At 45.8% G+C, this 19,696-nt stretch carries 20 protein-coding genes, 1 tRNA gene and 1 riboswitch; of the genes, 17 read left to right on the top strand and 4 right to left on the bottom strand.

What is annotated here, in order from left to right; all coding sequences use genetic code 11:
- The first annotated feature begins 6 nt into the window (after positions 1-6).
- A complete protein-coding gene (locus KI350_RS15330; RefSeq protein ID WP_065643545.1) occupies positions 7-2,814 on the top strand; it encodes a M14 family metallopeptidase in 2,808 nt (935 codons plus the stop codon).
- Between the two features lie 226 nt (positions 2,815-3,040).
- Here the strand turns inward: KI350_RS15330 and KI350_RS15325 are convergent, their stop codons facing one another.
- Positions 3,041-3,556, bottom strand: coding sequence for an HXXEE domain-containing protein (locus KI350_RS15325; protein WP_065643544.1), 516 nt, complete (start codon positions 3,554-3,556; stop codon positions 3,041-3,043).
- Positions 3,557-3,665: 109 nt separating this feature from the next.
- Here KI350_RS15325 and KI350_RS15320 point away from each other — a divergent pair, with 109 nt between their 5' ends.
- The 7 genes from KI350_RS15320 (at position 3,666) to ssuD (ending at position 11,222) form a co-directional block, all read left to right on the top strand.
- Entirely contained in the window at positions 3,666-4,235 is a 570-nt protein-coding gene (locus KI350_RS15320) for a TetR/AcrR family transcriptional regulator (protein WP_065643543.1), read from the top strand.
- A 127-nt stretch (positions 4,236-4,362) separates the two neighbouring features.
- Entirely contained in the window at positions 4,363-5,127 is a 765-nt protein-coding gene (aroD, locus tag KI350_RS15315) for a type I 3-dehydroquinate dehydratase (protein ID WP_065643542.1), read from the top strand.
- Between the two features lie 106 nt (positions 5,128-5,233).
- A riboswitch (TPP riboswitch) is annotated at positions 5,234-5,342 on the top strand.
- Between the two features lie 148 nt (positions 5,343-5,490).
- Entirely contained in the window at positions 5,491-7,266 is a 1,776-nt protein-coding gene (gene thiC / locus KI350_RS15310) for a phosphomethylpyrimidine synthase ThiC (protein WP_065643564.1), read from the top strand.
- Between the two features lie 201 nt (positions 7,267-7,467).
- On the top strand, positions 7,468-8,235 hold the full coding sequence (locus KI350_RS15305) for an ABC transporter ATP-binding protein (RefSeq protein ID WP_065643541.1): 768 nt from the start codon (positions 7,468-7,470) through the stop codon (positions 8,233-8,235).
- Between the two features lie 41 nt (positions 8,236-8,276).
- Positions 8,277-9,245, top strand: coding sequence for an aliphatic sulfonate ABC transporter substrate-binding protein (locus KI350_RS15300; protein ID WP_171866282.1), 969 nt, complete (start codon positions 8,277-8,279; stop codon positions 9,243-9,245).
- Complete coding sequence (locus tag KI350_RS15295; RefSeq protein ID WP_065643540.1) at positions 9,242-10,078, top strand: ABC transporter permease; 837 nt, start codon at positions 9,242-9,244, stop codon at positions 10,076-10,078. Before KI350_RS15300 ends, KI350_RS15295 begins: the two co-directional genes overlap by 4 nt.
- Positions 10,079-10,091: 13 nt before the next feature.
- Positions 10,092-11,222: an FMNH2-dependent alkanesulfonate monooxygenase gene (gene ssuD / locus KI350_RS15290; protein WP_065643539.1), complete on the top strand. Its 1,131-nt coding sequence runs from the start codon at positions 10,092-10,094 to the stop codon at positions 11,220-11,222.
- A gap of 29 nt (positions 11,223-11,251) precedes the next feature.
- Here the strand turns inward: ssuD and KI350_RS15285 are convergent, their stop codons facing one another.
- Complete coding sequence (locus KI350_RS15285) at positions 11,252-11,710, bottom strand: hypothetical protein (protein ID WP_065643538.1); 459 nt, start codon at positions 11,708-11,710, stop codon at positions 11,252-11,254.
- On the bottom strand, positions 11,707-11,913 hold the full coding sequence (locus KI350_RS15280) for a helix-turn-helix transcriptional regulator (protein ID WP_065643537.1): 207 nt from the start codon (positions 11,911-11,913) through the stop codon (positions 11,707-11,709). The genes KI350_RS15285 and KI350_RS15280 overlap by 4 nt, the downstream gene beginning before the upstream one ends.
- A gap of 550 nt (positions 11,914-12,463) precedes the next feature.
- Here KI350_RS15280 and KI350_RS15275 point away from each other — a divergent pair.
- The 7 genes from KI350_RS15275 to KI350_RS15245 all read left to right on the top strand — a co-directional run bounded on the left by KI350_RS15275 (position 12,464) and on the right by KI350_RS15245 (position 16,735).
- On the top strand, positions 12,464-12,676 hold the full coding sequence (locus KI350_RS15275) for a hypothetical protein (protein WP_020450662.1): 213 nt from the start codon (positions 12,464-12,466) through the stop codon (positions 12,674-12,676).
- Positions 12,677-12,783: 107 nt separating this feature from the next.
- Positions 12,784-13,530, top strand: coding sequence for an ABC transporter ATP-binding protein (locus KI350_RS15270; protein ID WP_065643535.1), 747 nt, complete (start codon positions 12,784-12,786; stop codon positions 13,528-13,530).
- The gene (locus KI350_RS15265) at positions 13,496-14,965 is read left to right on the top strand and encodes a hypothetical protein (RefSeq protein WP_081303464.1); all 1,470 of its coding nucleotides are present in this window, start codon (positions 13,496-13,498) and stop codon (positions 14,963-14,965) included. The genes KI350_RS15270 and KI350_RS15265 overlap by 35 nt, the downstream gene beginning before the upstream one ends.
- Positions 14,955-15,863, top strand: a complete 909-nt coding sequence (locus tag KI350_RS15260) for a PqqD family protein (protein WP_065643534.1) — start codon at positions 14,955-14,957, stop codon at positions 15,861-15,863. Before KI350_RS15265 ends, KI350_RS15260 begins: the two co-directional genes overlap by 11 nt.
- Positions 15,860-16,144, top strand: coding sequence for a hypothetical protein (locus tag KI350_RS15255; protein ID WP_065643533.1), 285 nt, complete (start codon positions 15,860-15,862; stop codon positions 16,142-16,144). Before KI350_RS15260 ends, KI350_RS15255 begins: the two co-directional genes overlap by 4 nt.
- 104 nt (positions 16,145-16,248) lie before the next feature.
- Positions 16,249-16,518 carry a 30S ribosomal protein S14 gene (rpsN, locus tag KI350_RS15250; protein ID WP_023856470.1) on the top strand — a complete coding sequence of 90 codons (270 nt, stop codon included), beginning with the start codon at positions 16,249-16,251 and terminating at the stop codon, positions 16,516-16,518.
- A 143-nt stretch (positions 16,519-16,661) separates the two neighbouring features.
- Positions 16,662-16,735 (top strand) — tRNA-Gly (locus KI350_RS15245).
- Positions 16,736-16,844: 109 nt separating this feature from the next.
- Here the strand turns inward: KI350_RS15245 and KI350_RS15240 are convergent.
- The gene (locus KI350_RS15240) at positions 16,845-17,474 is read right to left on the bottom strand and encodes a phenylalanine--tRNA ligase beta subunit-related protein (protein ID WP_065643532.1); all 630 of its coding nucleotides are present in this window, start codon (positions 17,472-17,474) and stop codon (positions 16,845-16,847) included.
- An 80-nt stretch (positions 17,475-17,554) separates the two neighbouring features.
- Between KI350_RS15240 and queG the strand changes: the two genes are divergently transcribed.
- Complete coding sequence (queG, locus tag KI350_RS15235; RefSeq protein WP_059231797.1) at positions 17,555-18,703, top strand: tRNA epoxyqueuosine(34) reductase QueG; 1,149 nt, start codon at positions 17,555-17,557, stop codon at positions 18,701-18,703.
- 63 nt (positions 18,704-18,766) lie between these two features.
- The gene (locus tag KI350_RS15230) at positions 18,767-19,675 is read left to right on the top strand and encodes an amidase domain-containing protein (protein WP_059231799.1); all 909 of its coding nucleotides are present in this window, start codon (positions 18,767-18,769) and stop codon (positions 19,673-19,675) included.
- The last annotated feature ends 21 nt before the right edge of the window (positions 19,676-19,696 follow it).

The raw sequence follows: 19,696 nt of genomic DNA, 5'->3' as shown, positions 1-19,696 counted from the left end.
TTTTCTATGTTTAAGAAATTGTTCACAAAGTGTTATCTGATCTTGGTTTTATCGCTTATGATGCTGCTTGGAGCGATAACCCCAGGCGTTGCTATGGCGCAGACTGCCAAGGGGACGGCGTCCGGTCAGCAGACAAAAACAAAGACTAAAAAATCTCAGAAGTTAAAACTGGACAACAATGTTGCTTCGATGACAGAAAAACGAACGCTTCATGCTACATTCAAGCTTCCGCAAGGTGTTGATATGAAAAGCATAAACTGGACGTATGACGGCAAACCGCTGTCTCAATGGAAAAAATATAAGGTCCGTGATTACACCGGTGCACCTTTCATTACTGTTAGACATGTAAAAGTAACCAACGGCAAAGTTCATGCTAACATCAACTTCGATCTTCCATACGATACAGACAACCTGTCAGAGCCGCGACTGCAGCGGCCGCTATACGCGTCTCTGATGGGCACATATGATTTGGCGGCAACAATGAACGGACGAGTGGTTGCCCATGCTCCCGTAAAATTGACACCATATGACAGCTTCCGCACTTACGACGAGCTGAAGCCGGAGATCGATGCTGTTACAGCAAAAGCTGCGCAAAAAAACAACAGATATATTAAAACGACTTCCATCGGTAAATCGGTCGAAGGCCGTGATATCTATTTGACAGTGCTTGCCAAAGATAAAGCCGCTGTCGATAAGTATCAGAAGGTGACTCACCCTGCCATGCTGAATGATCCGAAGAAATTGCAGGCCGACATTAAATCCGGCGCATTTGGCGACTATCAGGTGCCGATCTGGTTGAACAATATTCATCCGAATGAAGCGCCTGGAGTCGACGCGATCATGAATTACTTTAAGTCAATGGCGTTGGATAAGAGCATAACGTATGATACAGTCCTGCCGAATGGCAAGAAAAGCAAGACAACGTTGAATATAGATGATGCCTTGAAACATGTTTTCTTCCTGTTCGTTTATACGGACAATCCGGATGGCCGGGTTCATACGACACGTTCTAATGCTGAGGATTTCGATTTGAACCGGGATAATTCATATCAAACCCAGCCTGAGACGCGCAGCGTAACAGAACAAATCGCGAAGTGGTCGCCGCTGTCTTTTCTGGATATGCACGGGTTCGATTCCAATTTCCTGATTGAGCCCTCTACTCCGCCTCATAACCCGAACGTTGAGTATGATCTTTTAATTGATCACATGGTGGAACAGGCAAAGGCTATGGGTGAGGCCGGGATTGCAAATACGAAGTACGACTACTATCACATCCCTTATGAAGAACATCGGAAAACTGCGGAAGATCCGAATTATGTGTCAAAAGGCACGGCTTCGGGATGGGATGATGCATCTGCAGCATATACCGCTGCATTCGCCATGTATCACGGTGCGATGGGGCACACGCTGGAAACGCCCGAGTCGAATGAAGAGTCTACCAAAGCTCTGTATTACAGTTCTGCGGCAGCTGCAAAATATGTAGCCGGAAAGAAAGAAGAACTGTTCCTGAACCAATTAAAAATATTCGAGCGCGGGGTAGACAATATCGATGATCACGCTGTCGATCATTACTTGGTCAACGCCAAAAACGAAGAGATCGGCCGTCCGCGGCAGGGCAACCAAAACTTCTTCCCGGAATACTACGTACTCCCGGTCGATAAAAACATTCAAAAGAATGTGTTGGAAACCTATAAGGTGGTTGAGTACTTCCTTCGCAACGGCGTAAAGGTTGAACGATCAACAAAAGCGGTAACCGTTAACGGAAAAACATATCCGGTAGGATCATTTATTGTAAACATGCACCAGGCAAACCGCGGCCTCGCGAACTTGGTCTTGTATGATGGAATAGATGTATCTGATTATGAAATGATATCCGGTGAGATGATTCAAAATTTCCATGATATGCGAGGTTTTGACCGTTATGTCATTCGCGATACCGGGGTGTTCAAAGGCAAGACTTCTCCCATCACATCCGTATCGTTTCCGGGGACTAAAATGCCAAAACGCTCAGCTTATGTGCTGATCCAAAACACAAACAATGATGCGATAAAGGCGGTCAACGAGTTACTGGCAGCCGGCAAGACCGTTACAATGCTCACCAAGAGCGGATCAGGCTATCAAGCGGGCGATTTCGCGGTTGCCTACAAGGACCTGTCCCCATTGGCTTCCAAGTACTATCTTGATGTGAGCGCATTCGGCCATAAGAAACCAAGCGGCAAAGTTCTCAAGGCTTCTACTGTAGGAGCATTGGGTGAAGCGGCATATGTACTGAAAAATCTGGGTTTTAACGTCACCTCAGAACAGGCTGGTGCAGATGTACTTGTCAATACGTTCGACTCTTCTAAATATGTTAATAAAGGAAAGCCTTACATTGCATTTGGAAACATGGGGATGACGAATGTTCAGAAGTGGGTACCCGGATTTTCTTTTAAAGGTCCTGAATGGGAGAGATACGAAGGCGTCTTCTTGGCAAATGTCATGCAAGATCATGCTATTACAGCCCCTTACAATAAACAGGAATACTTCTACACAGTCACTGGTTCTTATATTACCGCTGTTCCTAAAACGGCAAAAGTGCTTGCGATGATTGCTGATGAAGATCACTTCTTTAAGGCAGGCTGGTGGCCGGGACATGATGCTGCCAAAGGAAAGATAATGGCCTTCACGTATAAAGATCACAACAAGAACTTAACTGTTTTCGCTAACGATTTAACCAATGACGATCATCCGCAGCATCAATATCGGCTGCTGGCAAATTCGATTTTCAATGCAGCTCCTAGAAGAACTGACAATGCTTCATCATCAAAACGATGAGAGGCTGGAAAGCTGAAGTGCAAGCGGGCTGCCGCAGTGGAGGCGTCTCGTCTAAACAGCCGGATAGACAAGCTTTGAAACGAACATTGAATCATCGTTAGCAGTGCCATGATTTATAGATCAGACTGCCTTTCTTTTGAAGGGCAGTTTTTTCGCGTCTGACGGGTCTTCGTCGTTTGCTTTGCTTCTGGTCAAAGGGCCGGAGTTTTCCGCAAGTGCCTGCTTTTCATGGGCGGCCATATGCTTCCAGCCTTTCTTGAATCCTTCCCATTTTTTTATGCAGAAACTTAAGGTTAAAAAAGACGATAAGTGTTCCGGTTATGGCTGATAAGATCATTGCAGGAAAACTGAATTTTTCTATCTCTGCGGCAGCGGTTAGCAAATAGCAACAAAATGGCAGCATAAAGATCGACGTTAATATGCCGGGTACATAATGTTTAAATTTCAACCACAGGACGATGTGAAAAAGGAAATGAACAGTAAAAGCAAAAAAGAAACCAAACCAGACGATATATTGATTAAAATAAATACTGATGACAGTTACACCAACAGCTAGTAAAAATTCTTCGAGCACAGCGCAAACAAAAGAAGCGGTTTTGGCATGTCCGAATGGAGCTTTTTTCAGTTGTTTCAGTTTGCTTCGATATCTTTTGCCCCATGCCTCGACCATCACCATCTCTTCAAAATCATGCAGTATAAATAAGATCGGCAGCATCCAAGCGATAAATTGCATGTTTTCCATTTACATTCCCCCTCTTATGTGCCACAATTGTGACATTTCATAGAGAACAAAGTCAATAAGGCAACGAAAAGTGCTACATTGCCATAAAAAGTGCGACAGGAGCGAGAATATGAAGCAAATGCCCTCAAAAACAGCTCAGCAATCTAAAAGCTGGCTGACGCTATCATTGTTGGAGCTTATGAAGGAAAAAAGCTTTTCAGACATTACCATTACAGAGATAGCGGAAAAAGCGCAGCTTGACAGAAGAACATTTTATCGGCATTTCCATTCAAAAAAAGATATATTAGACCGCTATTTTGAGCAGCTTTGTAGTGAGTATTCCAATTACATTGTTCAGGAAAAACATATTGACTTATCCAGTCTTGGACATGCGTATTTCAACTTTTGGAGCCGACATGCCGATTTTTTACAAGCCCTTCATCAGAATCAATTATTTTATTTGGTTGTTGAGAAATATAATGAACTACTTCCAGATCTTCACAAAAAATTTAAAGAAGAAACCTTTCATTTTAAAAGCGAAATCGACTTGGAGTACGGGCTTTCATTCAGCGCAGGGGGCTTTTGGAACATCCTTTCAAAATGGTTTGAGAGAGGCCGGAAGGAAACTCCTGAAGAAATGAGTCGTATTCTGCAAGGAATAGTAGATTCATTTTTAAATAAGCAAGCTTTCGAAAGGTGATCTCATCTTGGTATATGAGTGCTTGAAGCGTTTAGCCTTCTTTCTTAATTTCTGCTTGTGCTTACGGTCAATCTTCGGTACCGTTAATGCAAAGACCCTTGTAATATAGAGAACAGGAGTGAGGCCGTTGGTGAATACGGTGAAGATACGAGGGGTGGCCATCGGAGAAGGAGCCCCGAAAATTTGCGTGCCGCTCATCGGAAAAACGCATGAACAATTGAAAGAAGAAGCTGCTTTTCTTCTATCCATTAATCCGGATCTTGCCGAATGGCGGGCGGATTTTTTTGAAGATGTCGAAGACGTTGACAAAGTGAAAGAGGTATTGGCTGACATCCGGGAGATCTTAAAGGATATCCCGTTGATATTTACATTTCGCAGCGCGGAGGAAGGCGGCGAAAAAGAAGTCGGTAAGGAATTTTACTTTGCCTTGAATCATGCCGTAGTCAAAACAGGGCTGGCAGATGTGATTGATGTCGAGCTGTTCAATGAAGAGCATAATGTGGAAAAACTGGTTCAAGCGGCTCATATGCAACATGTCTTTGTCATTATATCCAACCACGATTTCGGGAAGACGCCGAGAGCGGAAGAGATCGTTTCCCGTCTCCGAAAAGCCCAGGATCTTGGCGCCGATTTCCCTAAGATCGCGGTGATGCCTGAAACACCGGCAGATGTGCTGGTGTTGCTTGAGGCGACTCATATGATGCATGAGCAGTATGCGAAGCGGCCGATTATCACGATGTCGATGGCCGGAAAAGGCTTGATCAGCCGGCTCGCCGGAGAGGTATTTGGCTCGGCCGTGACGTTCGGCGCAGCTAAAAAAGCATCCGCACCTGGCCAAATTGAGGCGGCGGATTTGAAACATATACTCGATGTGCTTCATCGCAATTTATAATCATTGGGTGCGCCGCTAAGGTCCCTTTTATAGTTAAAAAGATTCATATATTTTTCCAACCTTTTCACTTGCTAAATCGGTGTGTTACGATAAAAAATGAATTGAATAGCTTTACTAGGGGTGCCCGAATGCGGGCTGAGAGAGAAACACGTGTTTCTTAACCCTTTGGACCTGATCTGGTTCGTACCAGCGTGGGGAAGTAAAAAGGATTCGGGAGAAGATGGGGAATGGGTATGGTCCGTCTGTCTTCCAGTGATTTTACTGACTGTAAAACCAGGTTCATCATATGAGCCTGGTTTTTTTGTGCTGGTGCTGTTCCGGAGTTTCGTCCTGATCAATTTTTTAGAGGGGAAGGATTTTTACATGAAACAGGAGTCAGTACAGCAAAAAAACATCTCGATCATGTCAAGTTTTTCAGGGAGCCGCAAAGTGTATGTCGAAGGGGCGCGGCCTGACATTCAAGTGCCGATGAGAGAAATTTCGCTAAGTCCGACGACGGGTTCGTTTGGCGCCGAAGAAAATCAGCCTGTCCGCGTTTACGACACAAGCGGTCCTTATACGGACGCGAATGCGGAGGTTGATATTCTTAAAGGGCTGAAACCTTTGCGGGCGACCTGGATCAGGGAGCGCGGCGATACCGAAGAATATGAAGGCAGAGAAATCAGACCGGAGGATAACGGCTATAAAAGCAAAGAGAAAGCGAGCCACAGCTATCCAGGGTTGAAACGAAAACCGCTGCGCGCGAAAAAAGGTCAAAACGTCACGCAGCTGCATTACGCAAGAAAGGGGATCATTACGCCCGAGATGGAATTTATCGCGATCCGAGAGCACGTATCTCCCGAATTTGTTCGTGATGAAGTGGCAAGCGGACGGGCGATTATTCCGTCAAACATCAACCATCCGGAAAGCGAACCGATGATTATCGGCCGCAACTTCCACGTCAAAATCAATGCCAACATCGGCAATTCCGCTGTCACCTCTTCGATTGAAGAAGAAGTGGAAAAAATGACATGGGCCATCCGCTGGGGCGCCGATACGATGATGGACTTGTCCACAGGTAAAGATATTCATACAACGAGGGAGTGGATCATCCGTAATTGTCCAGTTCCTGTAGGAACCGTGCCGATTTATCAGGCGCTTGAAAAAGTAAACGGCGTCGCGGAAGACCTCACTTGGGAGATTTACCGCGATACATTAATCGAACAGGCTGAACAAGGCGTTGATTATTTTACGATTCATGCCGGCGTCCTTCTTCGGTATGTGCCGCTGACGGCAAAGCGCGTCACCGGAATCGTATCCCGCGGCGGGGCAATTATGGCGCAATGGTGTTTGGCTCATCATGAGGAAAGCTTTCTGTACACCCATTTTGAAGAGATTTGCGAGATTATGAAAACATACGATATCGCATTTTCGCTCGGGGACGGCCTCCGGCCCGGCTCGATTGCCGATGCGAATGATGAAGCCCAATTTGCCGAATTGGAGACGCTCGGCGAGCTGACGAAAATCGCCTGGAAGCATGATGTTCAAGTGATGATCGAAGGCCCGGGACACGTGCCGATGCATAAAATCAAAGAGAATGTCGACAAGCAGATGGAGATTTGCAAAGAGGCGCCGTTTTACACGCTCGGCCCGCTGACGACCGATATTGCACCGGGCTACGACCATATTACATCGGCGATCGGAGCGGCGATGATCGGCTGGTACGGTACGGCCATGCTTTGCTATGTGACGCCGAAGGAGCATTTGGGACTGCCGAACAAAGACGATGTCCGCGAAGGCGTCATAACATACAAAATCGCGGCCCATGCGGCTGACCTTGCCAAAGGGCACCCCGGCGCGCAAATCCGCGATGACGCGCTTTCCAAGGCGCGCTTTGAATTCCGCTGGCGGGACCAGTTCAATTTGTCGCTCGATCCGGAAAGAGCGCTTGAATACCATGACGAAACCCTTCCTGCGGAAGGCGCCAAAACGGCACACTTTTGTTCAATGTGCGGGCCTAAATTTTGCAGTATGAGGATTTCCCAGGATATTCGCGACTATGCCAAGGAAAACGACCTTGATGAAGAAAAGGCAATTCAAAAAGGATTGGAAGAGAAGGCGAAGGAATTTAAAAAAGCAGGCGGCAGCATTTACAGGTAAAGACGGGCAATACAGCAGATGAAAGGGGAACCTTTCATCTGTTTTTTTATAATATGGGGTTGACAGGTCGGAATAATATGAATTAGTATGTTGTTTAATATTTCGGAAAATTCCATCATCGCTGATCGGTCAACCGAAGGCTCTTATCTCAATTGGGATAAGAGTTTTTTATTTTCAGTTTAGAAAAGAAAGGGGAACAAGATGTCTTTATCAATTCGTGTAAATGAAAAAGCATTTGGAAACGGCAGCCTTAAAACAAGCGTGCTTCAAGACGTGAAACTGACGGTCGAAAACGGCGAATTTCTGACTGTCATCGGTCCAAGCGGGTGCGGGAAAAGCACGCTCTTAAAAATCGCTGCCGGTCTTGACGGGGATTATGAAGGGCGAATCAGCATGAACGGAAGAGAAATCAAGGGCCCGGGGATTCAGCAAGGCTTCATCTTTCAAGAGCATCGGCTTTTTCCATGGCTGACGGTTGAGCAAAATATCGCCGCAGATTTAAGCCTGAAAGAACCGGCGGTGCGAAAAAAAGTCGATGAATTGATTGAAACGGTACGGCTGAAAGGCGCGGAGAAACAGTACCCGCGCGAGCTGTCCGGCGGAATGTCGCAGCGGGTCGCGATTGCCAGAGCTTTGCTCAGGGAGCCCGAGATTTTGCTGCTTGATGAACCCTTCGGCGCCTTGGACGCCTTTACGAGAAAGCATCTGCAGGATGTACTGACAGACATTTGGCGAGAAAAGAAGATGACGATGATCCTCGTGACGCACGATATTGACGAGTCGGTGTATTTAGCTGAGCGGGTCGCGATTCTTACCGCAAAGCCGGGGAGAATCCATAAGCTGATTCCGGTCGATCTGCCATTTCCGCGCAGCAGAACATCGCCCGTTTTTCAATCAATCAGACAAAAAGTGCTGAAAGAATTCGAGACAACGGAAACATTCAGCTTTCAGGAAGGTTCAGGGATTTGAGCAGAAAGGAGCGGAAAAACGTGGAAAAATGGCCGTTGTATATGCTGGGCTGCCTGATGCTTCTTGCGGGTTGTACAGCAGCCCAATCAAGCGGAGGGGGCGGAGATTTAAAAGAGATCAACATCGGAGTGCAGCAAAGCTTAAGCCCGTTGCTCCTTGCGAAAGAAAAAGGCTGGTTTGAAAAAGAGTTCGCAAAAGAAGGGATTCAAGTGAAATGGACAGAGTTTCAAAGCGGTCCGCCGCAGTTTGAAGGTCTTGCCGCAGGTAAACTTGATTTTTCCCAAGTCGGAAATTCACCGGTGATCGCAGGGCAGGCGGCCGGCATTGATTTTAAAGAAATCGGTCTTTCGCAAGACGGTTTAAAGGCGAACGGCATTCTTGTGAAAAAAGGGAGCGGCATCGATGACATAAAAGATTTGAAAGGAAAGAAGGTGGCGGTGGCAAAAGGCAGCAGCGGGTTCGATTTTCTGTATAAAGTGATCGATAAAGCAGGTCTGGAGCCAACAGACGTCAACATCATTCAGCTTCAGCCTGACGAAGCCATGCCGGCATTTGATAGCGGCGCGATTGATGCATGGTCGATTTGGGAGCCGTTTTTGTCCCTTAAAACGATCAAAAGTGACGCGGCAATATTGGTTGACGGGGAACAAATCGACAAGTATTCCCCGGGTTTTACGCTTGTACGAAGCGAATTTGCCGAGAAGTATCCGGATGAGGTGACCCGTTTTCTCAAGGTGTATGACAAGGCCGTGAAATGGCATAAAAACCATAAGAAGGAAGCGGTTGAAGTGTATGCGAAAATTAAAAATCTCGACAAAAAGGTCGTTGAAAACGTGCTGAATAACACCGAACCGTTAAATGAGCCGATCACAGACCGCATTATTGAAACGCAGCAAGAGACGGCCGATTTTCAATACAAATTAAAAGCGATTAACAAAGAGATTGATGTAAAAGAAGTCGTTGACAATTCATTTATTAAAAAAGCGCTGAAAGGGGGAGATGACAAATGAGGGCTGTTTCATCAAGCACTCCCTCGATCCAGCCGAAAACAGGCGCAAAACTGAGACCGGCCGCTTTTCGGCTGGCATGGGGGAAGGGAATTGTATTACCTGTGATATTGATTTTATTATGGCAGCTTGTCGGGTCATTTGAGCTCATATCAAAAACCGCACTTCCAGCTCCTTTAGATATATTGATTACATGTCGGGATCTTACCGTATCAGGAGAGCTTTTTACTCATTTAGGCATCAGCATTCAGCGCGCCGCACTCGGCTTTTGCCTGGGGGCCGGACTCGGGTTCCTGCTGGGGCTAGTGATCGGGTTTTCAAAAATCGCCGAGGATTATCTCGATCCCTCTCTGCAAATGCTGAGAACCGTTCCGCATCTCGCCGTCACGCCGCTGTTTATTTTATGGTTCGGTTTCGATGAGCTGTCAAAGGTGCTCTTGATCGCGCTCGGCGCCTTCTTCCCGGTATATATCAACACATTTTCAGGGATCAGGGGCGTCGATTCGAAACTGTTCGATGTGGCGAGAGTATTGGAGTTCCATTGGCTGAAGCAGGTGACAAAGCTGATTCTTCCCGCATCGCTCCCGAACATCCTCTTAGGCATCCGCCTGTCGCTCGGTGTTTCGTGGCTGGGCCTTGTTGTTGCCGAGCTGATGGGATCAAGCGCCGGAGTCGGCTATATGATTATGGATGCCAGACAGTTTTCACAAACCGATAAGGTGTTTGTCGGGATTTTGATTTTCGCAGCCGTCGGCAAGCTGACGGATTCATTCGTCAGAATTCTGGAAAAAAAGTGCCTTGGCTGGAGAAACAGCTATCAAGGTAATCAAAAGTAAAGGGGAGATTTTTTTGGACATTTTATGGTTTATTCCTACTCATGGCGATGGACGTTATCTTGGCACAGACACGGGAGGAAGAGCCGCAGACCACACCTATTTTCAGCAGGTAGCGCAAGCGGCTGACCGGCTTGGGTATACAGGGGTTCTTCTGCCGACGGGAAGATCGTGCGAAGATCCGTGGATTACCGCCGCCGCTCTGGCGCCAGTCACGAAAAATCTGAAGTTTTTAGTCGCTGTAAGACCCGGTTTGATGCAGCCGTCGGTTGCGGCGCGGATGGCTTCCACATTCGACCGGCTTGCAGAGGGCAGACTCCTCATCAATGTGGTCGCCGGCGGGGATCCGTATGAATTAGCCGGCGACGGCCTGTTTATCAGCCATGATGAACGGTATGAAGCGACAAATGAGTTTCTCGACATCTGGCGGTCGCTTTTAAAAGGCGAGACTGTCAGCTATTCGGGGAAACACTTGAAGACCGAAAACGGCCGCTTGCTCTTCCCGCCCGCCCAACACCCTCATCCGCCGATTTATTTTGGCGGTTCGTCAAAGGCGGGGCAGGAGACTGCCGCCAAACACGCGGATGTTTATTTAACATGGGGAGAGCCGCCCCATCTCGTTAAAGAAAAAATCCAATCTGTCAAAAGACAGGCTGAAAAAGAAGGGAGAACCGTCCGGTTTGGAATCAGACTGCACGTCATCGTCAGAGAAACGGAAGAAGAGGCGTGGCAGGCGGCAAATAGACTGATCAGCCACTTGGATGATGAAACGATTGCCGCAGCCCAAAACGCGATGAAACGGACGGATTCATCAGGGCAAAAGAGGATGGTCCAGCTTCATCAGGGAAACAGAACCGATCTTGAGATCAGCCCGAATCTTTGGGCGGGCATCGGACTGGTCAGAGGCGGAGCGGGGACAGCGCTCGTCGGTGATCCGGAAACGGTGGCCAGCCGGATAAAAGAATATGCTGACCTCGGCATCGAATCCTTTATCTTCTCAGGTTATCCTCATCTTGAAGAAGCGTACCATTTTGCCGAAAAGGTTTTTCCGCTCCTTCCGTTTCGCCCGAAACTTCAAAGAAAAGCGTCAGGCGAAGTCATCGGAAATGACCATTTTCCGACGAGGCAAAAGGAAAGGACGATTTAAATAAAAAACTCCAGAATGTCTGGAGTTTTTTATCTGTTTTTATAAAATGAAAACATATACGAAAGATGCTGAATAATGATCAGCACAAAGATGACGATGATCGGAAAATACGGGATCCTGACTTGGAAAAACGGATAAAAGATCAATAGAAGCGCTGCGACTGGCATCGCCACATACAGCACGATATAAGATGTTCTGCATGCTTTTGCGGTAATCATCTGTTCTCTTTCATCCTGTTCTTTAAATTCGTCAGGGACGAGCATAAAGCGCTGCTTGCGTGAACCGCTTTTTTTCTCCAAGTATGTGTAAATCGAGAGGACGAGCCCAAAGAGAAGGATGGGAATCAGATTAAAAACAAAATGGAGCTCTGAAGCGTTTGTTTTCAGGCTTTTGGCGATTTGTTCCGATGTGTGAAAAAAGGTTATAAACGTCCAGCATGCGAGTCCGAACAGAAGGATGTGAAAGAAAGTTCGTGTTATCATATTCATTTGTGTTTGCCTCCCTCTAACCAAAATACGTCTTCCATTTTTAATTGAAATTCCTCGCAAATTTTCAAAGCCAAAAGAAGTGACGGGATGTAATTGCCTTTTTCAATGGCTGCAACTGTCTGCCTTGTAACCCCGATCGCATTTGCAAGGGCTTCCTGTGAATACCCGTACCTTGCTCTCAATTCTCTAACCCTGTTGTTCATCCTACCACCTGCAATTCTTCGTTTATATAGTATATTTGACATATTGTTAAATGGGTTTGACATAATGTTAACTTGATTTTACAATACAATCAACATCTTTTGATCTAGGATCGGCAGGTTGTTAACTGTAACATTTAAATTTATACATAAAATTAACAGAAATGGAATAGGTAAAATAGAATCATCTCGCTTTTTAAAAAAAGGGGACTTTGAGAGTGTTTTGGGATTTGGATTTCAGGATAATGAGAGTCTCATTAACCGGTTCTTTTTTCTTAACATCCTTGAAAGACACGAGATTTATAAAAAGAAAAAATGAGAGAGAAAGAAGGAGGGGAAATAAGACAAAAAGATTATAAAGACATCATAAAGGGGAAATGGGGCTTTCATCTTCTCTGCCAAGCCGAAAAGCGTGGGCCATTAGGTTGAAAAACCGAGAGATCCTTAAATAAATAGTTGGAACGTAGTGTTTATGAAATAGGAAAATTCATAGATTTCAGTATGATTTTGGATATGTTACTCTTTGGTTACTTGATAGAAAGGAGGGGGAAAAATGACATACGCAGCACCTCAGGTTGACTATTCTGTCAATCCGTCGATCGAAGATCAGGCTTGGTTCTTGGTGTTTGTTGCAGTGCTTTTGGCACTTGGCGCAACTGTTGTTCTTGGCGCCGCTGTATGGTGTGTAGTTAACGGAAACGGCAGCTTCACAGGATCCGTCCAATGGGTCAGCGGTTTGAAAGTCAACATTGAATGTAGGAAATAGCCATACTTAAAGTATCTGTTCACAACAAGAGACATATTTGATGAGGCTTAACCGTCTGTGGGGGACGGTTAAGCTCTCCCTGACATTAATCATACCCTGGAGGCATTATGTTTATAATAGATAACCTATCTAAAACATATAAAAACAATGTGACTGCCGTTAGCGGGTTTCAAATAAAGATTGAAAGAAATCAGATTGTCGCGATAGCGGGTCCGAACGGTTCAGGAAAGACGTCGATCATTAATTCCATTTTAGGAATCATTACGCCTGGCGAAGGAACCATTCTTTTGGATGACCTGCCGAACACGACGGCGGAATTCAAGCAAAAGCTGGCGTATGTTCCCGATGAACTGCTTTTGCCTGATGCCCTTTCAGCTGCCGAATATTTGGATTTTGTTTCTTCTATGTATAATTGTACATCAAATGAAAAGCGGAGACAATTAATTGAGCTTTTCGATATGAAAGAGGCTTTGCAGGAGCCGATTGAAACGTACTCACACGGAATGAAAAAAAAGACGCAGCTGATTGCTGCTTTTATGCTGGAGAGCGAATTTGTCATTATGGATGAGCCGTTTCGCGGGCTTGATATTGAAGCGGTCATCAATACAAAAAAGCTGATGAAGCGCTATGCGGCCACACAAGGGTCGATATTGCTTGCGACTCATGACATGCTTTCTGCGGAAGAATTGTGCGATAAAATTGCGATTATTTCCAAAGGCGTCAAAATGGATGAAGGAAAAGTCAAAGAATTAAAGGCTAAATACAACAGTAATTCGCTTGAAGAAGTATTCTTGAAAGCTTCGATGCTGAGTGATAGGGGTGCGCATTTTGATCAAATCATTCGAAATTTCTAAAATGATGCTGAAAATGTGGCAGAAGGAAATGGGCAAGCTCTTAAATACCGGCACCAAAAAAATGATCGCCGCTCTTTTTTTAATTTTGGCGGTTGCGATGGGGAGCATCATTGGCTACAGCTTTACGGGAATGTTTTTAAGCGCTTTTCTGAATGGAGAAATTCACTCACTCGGGTTGTTCGTGATTTCAATGTTCATGAACGTCTCGATTTTTACGTTTGTTTTCTTCATTTTATTTAAAGTAAGGACGCCGGAACAGAACAGCTTCTCCATGCAGCTGAGCTGGTTCCCGCTGACGGCTTTCGAGAGGAGTCTCGGATATTTTATTCCGTTTGCCGGTGCGGTTTCATTCCTTGTCCTGTTTATCATGTCCATTCTGCTGATTCCGAATTTTGTCGCCAGCGGTGTAGGCTTTTGGTTTGCTTTTACGTTTTTTGCCCTGCTTTTTGTGCAGATCATTTTTTTCTTTTCGCTTCTCAACCTTGTTTATAACCTGGTGTATATGGTGATCTTGAAATTCGGTTTTCCGCTGCAAAAATTTTTTTCAATGTTTGTTCTTGTCGTATTAGCTGTGATTTACGGATTCACCTCTTTTGATCTGGGGAAGATTCAGAACGCTTATTCAACCTTTGATTATAATCTGACGTATTTTGCAGCGCCGCTGTTTCTCGTGCTGAACGGTCAGTCGGCAGGCGCCGGAATCATACTGGTGGTGCTGATCTTGGCAGCCGCAGTAACTGCTTCGTTTATGTCGCTGAATGTTGTGCCGATCCTCACTGAAAAAAAATCATCCAAACTGTTTTCATTTATTAAAATCCCGTCGTCAAAACCGCTGTCTTTGGCGGTGAAAGAAATAAAATCACAGGCCAGAAATGAAGAAAATATTTTAAACTTCATTTTTTTACTTTTGGCTCTCTGCTTTTTAAAATACAAATTTCAGTTCGGATTTACCGGGGAGAGCTATTTGGTGCTTGGAGGCTTGACAGGCATCATCGCATTCAATTCATATGGGAATGATCTGCGGATGATGCAGGTGTACAAGGCGATGCACTTGAAAATCACAACGGTTTTGTGGTCAAAGTATCTCGGGCTGTGTGCGCTTGGTCTCATTCAACTCTGCTTGTTTTCCGTGTTGACGTGGACTTTTCCGGAGAGCTTTGCGGTCTTTGTCAAGACGATTGCCGTGCTGTTAAACGCGATTGCGATGTTCTATTTAGCGGGCATTATTTTTCCGCTTGACCGCAACAACCCTTATATGGGGATCTTCTCTTTCGGAATGCTCCTCATCTTTATGATTCCGCTGTTTTTCATCGTGAATTATGCGGTCGATAAAGTCACGGGCGAAGCGCTGCTGTTTTTCATACCGTGTCTCGAATTACTGCTGATCCTGCTGTTATACGGAGGGTTTAAATGGAGGTACCATTATGATCATTAGGATGTTGAAAGCACTGGTCGGAATCAAAAAAATCCCCTATTTTCCAGAGCATGTGAAGCTGGATCGGAAGCATATTTCAGATCGCGATCTCGATGCGGATTTTCCCATCAATCCGACAGCCTATCAAATGCTGAAAGAAGTTGACGGAAAAAAAGACGAACTGGAGATAGCCGGGGATCTTGCCGGCGTCTTTCGCGTCAGTGAAGAGGTGTTGCTAAAGGATTTGCACCAATTGCTGACAGGGCTCAACCGCAATTATTTAATCAATTGGAAGTATGGCGAACGCCCGTCTTTCCTCGGTTTTCTCTATCAGTTTTTCGGCCAGTACCATATTCGCTACAAGGAAAGGTTCTCAAGCGATTCTGATTCATTTCTGTTTTTGTACATGAAATTTCTTCATGTGATTTCTAAAAAAATCATTGTTTTCTGGCTCGTCTTTTTGCTGTTGTCGCTTTCGGCTTACATTTTCGTTCCGGACGGTTCAATCATCAGCATCGCCGCTTATTTTTCCGTCATCTATTTCGGGTTGATCACCGGCACAGCGCTTCATGAAGTGGTGCACGGCATCGCGCACCGGAAATTTGTCGGAAAAAACGGGCCTCAAGGGTTTTTAGCGGCTGATATGATGTCCGTCAAATTTATCAGGCCTGTCATATCGCCGTATGATAAAAAGTCGATTTGGATTACGGCGTTGGGGCCGCTTATACCAGGGGTGCTCGGAATAGCCGGCGTGCTGTTTACGATCTTTTTTCTTCAGGAAAACGCGGTCTCGGTCGGCATGCTTCTGTTCTTTTCCACTTATGCTCTGCATATGATGTATCTGCTTCCGTTTATGGGTGACGGAAAGTCGATTATGAAACAGTTGATGATCAGAGGAATTGGAGGTAAATCATCATGAATACAAACTCTTTAAAGCAGGGGCTGATCTTTGCCAGTTTCTCAAGCTTTCTCGCATTTCCGATGCTTGCGGCTGCGCTTTTGTTTTATCATCTTTTTTCAAATCAAACGAGCAACGATATCCTGTTTAACAGTTTGTCGTTTGTCATGGAGAGCGAATCGGCTTTTTCATTCCAGGTGAAGCCAAACTTTTTCTTCATTATGATCGGGCTGTTTATCGGCATTTTTATGATAACGGCCGCAATTTCATCAATTTATCAGAAAAAAAAGGGTGAATCTTAAAAGCTTGCTTGTTGAGGCAGGCTTTTTTTATTTGCATCGGCAGTCAGGTTGTGATAAATTTAAATCGTAATTATTACGTTTTATCGAGAGGGAGGATACTCAGAGTGGCCAAGAAATCAAAAATTGCTAAAGAAAAAAAGCGTCAAAAGCTTGTTGAACAATATGCGGAACTCAGAAAAGAACTAAAAGAAAAAGGCGATTACAGAGCTTTGAGCAAGCTTCCGCGCGACTCGGCGCCTTCAAGGCTGCATAACCGCTGCGAAGTGACCGGAAGGCCGAGAGGATATATGAGAAAGTTTAAAATGTCGCGGATCGCGTTCAGAGAGTTAGCATATAAAGGCCAGGTACCAGGTGTGAAGAAATCCAGCTGGTAATCTGTCAATGTCCGGAAAAAAGCTGCCGATGTTCATATCGGCGGCTTTTTTTCGACAAATTTTTAATATACCCTTGACGAAATTTTAATAAACGTGTAACATAATAAAAGTCAAAACGATGATGTTGTTTTTAGAGACCATATGCGGGTGTAGTTTAGTGGTAAAACCTCAGCCTTCCAAGCTGATGTCGTGGGTTCGATTCCCATCACCCGCTCCATACATACTGTTTATAACGCAGTGTTTCGTTTCTTAGATTAAACGAAGCATTGCGTTTTTTCATGTATGAAATCATCGTAAAAAACCTGCTCTCTTTAAAGAACAGGTTTTTAAGGAAAGACGGCTGAGATATGTTCGCCGCCGTGAATTTGTTCGAACATTTTTGTCAAAGACTCGAGCAGGCGGCGGGATTCTTCTATAGATAATGAGGGCCTGAAAAAGACGAGCTGCAAGGCATCTTTTGTTTCCGTTCCTGCATGATGAAGGCTGATGTTTTCGGTGATCGTGCCGAATGTTCCCGCATCATCGGAGAATGTGATGATCTCGCCCGGACTTCCGGATTCGATTTTGATCGGACCGTTTAATTTCCGGGCATCATATATATGAACCGGTATCAAATATTTGAGAGAGAAAAAACGGCTCAGATCGACCGCTGAATTTTCCGGCTCGACAAAGCGCTGTTCTTTGATGTCTTCCAGCATCCGTTCGAGTCCGCTTTCCCGGCCTGAAAAAGACGGGTTCTGCTCCCGGAAGGCATCATGCCATTCTTTTACGGCCGATTCATCTTCGGGACTGCGATCGGCATAGTCGAAAAACAGCGATTCCTGAAAAAGGCGGAGCCGGCCTTTGAGCATTTGCGGGGAGCCGGTGATCTCAATATTTTGATATAACACAGCGCCAACCTTAAATGAAGGAATGCGGTTTAAAATAGCCGGCGCGATTTGCAAACGAAGTTCCAATTTAAATTCATCTCCCGTGTCATGGTACACTCTATTATACAGAGAGCGAAAACGAAAACAAAGAAAGGAGGCTCTGCACGATGGATGTGAAAAAACTGAAACAGGATGTCATCGAATTCGCACAGGAAATCGGCATCGATAAAATCCGGTTCGCCAGTGCAGATACATTTGAAACATTAAAAGAACGATTGATTGAGAACCGGGCCCTCGGCTATGAATCAGGCTTTGAAGAACCCGATCTTGAAAAGCGGACGAACCCGGACCTGCTTTTGCCGAAGGCGAAATCGATCATCGCCATCGCTCTTGCTTACCCTTCAAAAATGAAAGATGCGCCGAGAAGCAAGAAAGGCGAACGGAGGGGCATCTTTTGCAGAGCTTCCTGGGGAAAGGATTATCATCATGTCCTGCGGGAAAAGCTTGATCAGCTGGAAGAATTTTTGAAAGCGCAGCGCAGCGATATCAGAACGAAATCGATGGTTGACACCGGTGAGCTCTCGGACAGAGCTGTCGCAGAGCGCGCGGGCATCGGCTGGAGCGGAAAGAACTGCATGATCATTACGCCTGAATTCGGGTCTTACGTTTACTTGGCGGAAATGATTACGAATATTCCGTTCGAGCCTGATGAGAGAATCGAAGATCAATGCGGCTCATGCAACAAATGTATCGAGGCATGCCCGACCGGCGCGCTCGTCAACCCCGGGCAGCTCAACTCCCAGCGCTGCATCGCTTTTCAGACGCAGACAAAAGGTTTTCTGCCCGACGAGTTTCGTACGAAAATCGGGAACAGGATCTACGGCTGTGATACGTGCCAGATGGTATGCCCGAAAAATAAAGGGGTCGATTTTCACCTGCATCCTGAAATGGAGCCGGACCCTGAGATTGCCAAGCCGCTTTTAAAACCGCTTCTGACAATGTCGAATCGCGAATTCAAAGAAAAATTCGGCCACGTGGCCGGCTCATGGAGAGGCAAAAAGCCGATTCAGAGAAATGCGATTATCGCACTTGCCCATTTTAAAGAAACGGACGCTCTCCCTGAACTGATTGAGCTGATGCACAAAGATCCGCGGCCGGTCATCAGGGGAACCGCCGCATGGGCGGTCGGAAAGATCGGCGGAGCGGATGTGATGGGTGAATTGGAGCGCGCGCTCGCGCACGAGCAGGATGAAGAAGCAAAAGCTGAAATCCAAAAAGGCATCGGTCTTTTAAAAGAAACGAGTGCGACTAATTGAGGGCTGTCCTGACATATGTTTAATGATGAGAAATGAATTAACAAACATATGGTGGTGTAGCCCTTGAAACAGATCATCGAGCAGCTCCTGAAAGCCAGACTTCATTACTTAATCAACGGCAATGATGAAACAAACTGGCGGGATGCCGGGGGTTTTGAAGTCATTGAACGGAAGCGGAGGCTTTTTCAAAAGCGCGGCGTGCAGATCGTGAAGGCCAATATAAAAGCAGCTGTAAAAGAGCTTTGGCTTGATGAAGACGGCGCGTCACATGTGAACTATCAAACCCATACCGCATACTTGTGCAAAGACGGGGATGATATGTATATGGAAGAACATATGGAAGACAGAAACGCCCTTTTGTACGATCAGATGGTCATCAAAGACTCCGAGACCCCGCGTCCGCGTCCGGCCGCACAGTCTTATCCTGAGCCTGAAAGCGGCGATGATGAGATGCGCGAATTGCTGGGAAGGGCGTTCCGCTATGACCGGCTGGCCGCGGTGCGCTATGCAGAAACGTATTGGAATAAACGAAATCCCGCTTACAAAAACTTTGAAGACAATTGCACAAACTTTATTTCCCAGTGCATAAGGGCGGGAGATGCGCCGATGCGCGGCTATCCGAACAGAGGAAAAGGCTGGTGGATGCAAAACCATTCCTGGAGTTACAGCTGGACTGTCGCTCATTCGCTCAGAACCTTTTTGAAGCAGTCAAAAGCCGGCCTCCGAGCGGTTCAAAAGCGGGCCGCGAAAGAGCTGATCGAAGGCGATGTCATCTGCTATGATTTTAACGGAGACGGAAGATTTGACCACGTGGCTCTTGTGACGGCAAAGGATAAAAGCAATATGCCGCTGGTGAACGCGCAAACGCACGACTGCCGGATGAGGTACTGGTCTTACGAGGATTCGCCTGCTTATACTTCATCGATTCGATATGCGTTTTTTCATATATCAGATGATACGACAAAATCGTAATGAGTGGTATAATAAACAGCG

It is taken from the genome of Bacillus sp. J41TS8 (genome assembly GCF_018333035.1).
GTDB classification, from domain to species: domain Bacteria; phylum Bacillota; class Bacilli; order Bacillales; family Bacillaceae; genus Bacillus; species Bacillus paralicheniformis.
Note: the sequence above shows the minus strand (reverse complement) of the source record. Positions and strands in the feature narration are given on the sequence as shown.